A 2,901-nucleotide genomic window follows, 5' to 3' on the forward strand; every position below is an offset into this window, starting at 1 on the left:
GTTCACCCACCTCGGCGTTCCAGAACCGCGCGTAGTCATTGACTCCACCGGCACCGTTGTCGCCGCTAGTGTCGAAAGATCCTGCCGGAACCGCAGCTTCCATGAGAACATAATGCTGAACACCCAGTCCTACTTGCAGAGACGAGCCGCAGACGACATTGCCCATGCTATGCCCGATCAGGCTAACGGTGAAACCGTCTCCTTTAATCGCATCGCCAAACTGCCGAAGCGATTCCCCGTAAAGCCACGCCCGATGCTCGCTGCGGTTATATTCCCCGGCGCTCACATCGATATCCCACACTTGACTTACGACGAGCGTATCCCACCGGAACGAGCAGAAGCGGCCTTTAAAGCCTTGGTGCCAGAGTCGCTTGAACATCGTTTCGCTGAAGTTGAGATAGTTGGGGTAATCCATGCTCCAGCCGTGGACGAAGATCACGGCTTTGTTCTCCTCGTTCGGGTCAGCCTCGAAAGGCCAGTTCCACGGGTCATCGACGTACGACATTGGTCCCGTGAATGGCCCGACGATATTGCCATTCGGCGCGTCTATATCCTCCGGCTGCGCTTTGCCGCGTTGATACATCTTCCTGATGTTCTTCAAGTTCAGCCAAGGTCCTGGCTCTTCGCCGATCTCCTGGCCCTGCGCGTCCTGGAAGACGAGGGTCAGTTGCCCTGTGCCTTCGGTAACACCTTCAAACAACAAATGGCCCTTTGGCTGGCTCGCGCTCAGTCCCGCATCCTGCCAAAACTGCTGCGGTATTACGTACGTTTCCGTCCCCTGCACATGTCCCGGGTTGATTAGCTGACTCACGTGCTGAGCGGCTACAGCATCATCGGTCAGATACTCGCTGCCGCCGCCTGGTGACAAGTTCCGCCAAACCTTCATCGACGGTGCTGTGCCGTTCGTGTTCTTCCACTTAAGCCCCACTTTCCTTTGGCCGTTGACGATGGCTTCGTGCAAGTCGCCGATAAAAATGTCGAGTCGCGCAAAGTCCTCAAGATCGCGTCTCGATTGGATGCGGTTATCCGCGCTATCCTCGTCGCCGGAAAGCTCTTCTCCCTCGCCGTCTCCGTCCTTGGTGTCGTGGTCGTTGTTGACCCAAAACCGGTGAGCTTGCTGTTCCGTCGTGTTATCCTGGTCGAAACTGACTACTCCGTCTCGGTTAGCATCAACAGCGAGTTCTCCTCGCGCGAACTGGATCCTGACGTCAATGATGAGATCCCCCGCGTCGTCCGGGTAGACGGTCCTTTCGAACACGGCACCGGGCGCGAAGCTCTGCCCGTTGATCGTCAATCGCCGGTGCGCGGTGATCTTTGCGGTAAGGGCAACCCCGCTCGGCCGGATACCGCCCGGGCAGTTCCGCCACCAGAACCCCTCGAAGTGATACCCACCCTGGCCACCGCCGGTGCCGCTGATCGTTTCGGGGCCGATGCCTCCCGTGGCGCAATTCACGTCGCCGCCGTGAGTGAAGCCTTCGGAGCTCTCATCGGGATCGACGTAGCCGCTCGGGGTGGAGAGGGTAAGCCCGTAATCGGCATTGCCCTCCCAAGAGAGCACGGCCTCAAGGGTCCAGTGGCCGTCCTGGGCGGCCGCCGGCAGCGAGGAAAAGAGCAAGAGGAGAAGGGTGAGAAGGCGGAAGCCGAAGGTGAGAAAGGGACGTGATTTCATAAGGGGAGTTCGATACGGAAGGGGAATGTTCCGTGGGGCGGGGTTCAGGGGAGTTCGAAAACCAGCGATGTGGTGGCGCTGGGGGGGGCGGCGGGGCGAGACAACTCGACGGTATGTTGAGGAACGTCAACAAAAATGTTCAGAGAATCGGATTACGCGACGCGGAGATCGCACCGCGTCGGTCCTGCGCCACAGATCAAACTAAACGGCGCAACGCCGCGGAACCTCTCGCTGGTCGTCTCGGCACGCGGCCACTCTCTCGCTTCTTGTGGAGTGATCAGTCCTAATCAGGCGGAGCACTGCCACGCGCTGGCTACCTCCGCCAGGTTTGTCAGGCTAAAAGCTGCATAAACACCTCCGTCGTGGCAAACCGCAACCGTCCGTCCTCGCCCGCGAACTCTTCCACCAGCCGCAAATCCCGCAGCTTGACGACCAGGCGCGCTTGTCGGCCGCAAAGAGCCGGTCGATTTCCGCTTGACTGATCGGCTGCTTGAAGACGATGCAGCCGAGCACCTCGAGAGTCGCTGTTGTCAGCTCCGGATTCCCGCTCGCGCCAGTCTGCTCGCGTAGGTATTCGGCCAGGCGTTGGTTTTCCACCTTTGTTGTGAGCGGTGAAACAACTCCGTTGATGATGCGCATCTGCAGCCCAGCCACCCCGAGCTGCCGATTGCATTCCAAGAGCGCAGTAATCAATTCCACGTTGGTCAGCGCGGCCGCCGCGCGAGCTTCGCCCCTGACCTCTTCGCGGTAAAACTCCCGCACTTTCTCGCGGAGCCCATCGACCGTGAAACTCCGGCCCTCGTAAATGGGAAGCCACTGAGAGTCCGTCCCTTTATCGCGTACCTTATCGCGTAACTTGAGGTTGCCCACCGCACAGAATGCGATACGCAGCATAGAATGGTACAGCCAATACCGCCGCCAGTACGAGAAAGCGGAAAGGCTCCAAATCGAAGTCTATGCGCGGGTCAAAGCCAACACGCAGGTATTTTCGAACACTCGCCGCAATGTGCCAGGCAATTGCGGCAACCGAGAGCAAAAAGAATACTGGCATCTGCCGCACGTAGCGCATGGCCATCAAGACAACCACAAGCTGCGGGATACATAGAATGAGAGACCATCCGAGCCGCCAATTGTATGCCTCGATTGTCGCGTCAATGTTTCCAAAAGTGAGAATTTTATGCACTGTCGGCACCGACGCCAACACGATGATGTAGCCGAGAAGCACCTTCATC

The 2,901-nt window shown here is 58.5% G+C and carries 3 protein-coding genes; all 3 read right to left on the bottom strand.

Annotation, left to right across the window (positions count from 1 at the left end):
* On the bottom strand, nucleotides 1–1,669 hold a 1,669-nt coding region (locus tag M3436_20390), incomplete at its 3' end, for a hypothetical protein (GenBank protein MDQ3566330.1).
* A 336-nt stretch (nucleotides 1,670–2,005) separates the two neighbouring features.
* Nucleotides 2,006–2,563, bottom strand: a complete 558-nt coding sequence (locus M3436_20395) for an SMC-Scp complex subunit ScpB (GenBank protein ID MDQ3566331.1) — start codon at nucleotides 2,561–2,563, stop codon at nucleotides 2,006–2,008.
* The coding region (locus tag M3436_20400) for a hypothetical protein (protein MDQ3566332.1) at nucleotides 2,514–2,901 on the bottom strand (388 nt) is incomplete at its 5' end. The genes M3436_20400 and M3436_20395, both read right to left, overlap by 50 nt.

It is taken from the genome of Pseudomonadota bacterium (assembly GCA_030859565.1).
In the GTDB taxonomy this organism is placed as follows: domain Bacteria; phylum Pseudomonadota; class Gammaproteobacteria; order JACCXJ01; family JACCXJ01; genus USCg-Taylor.

Bases quoted from the DNA above. Each gene is read 5' to 3' on its own strand.
- M3436_20395 (MDQ3566331.1), bottom strand. From the start codon at position 2,563: ATGCTGCGTATCGCATTCTGTGCGGTGGGCAACCTCAAGTTACGCGAT.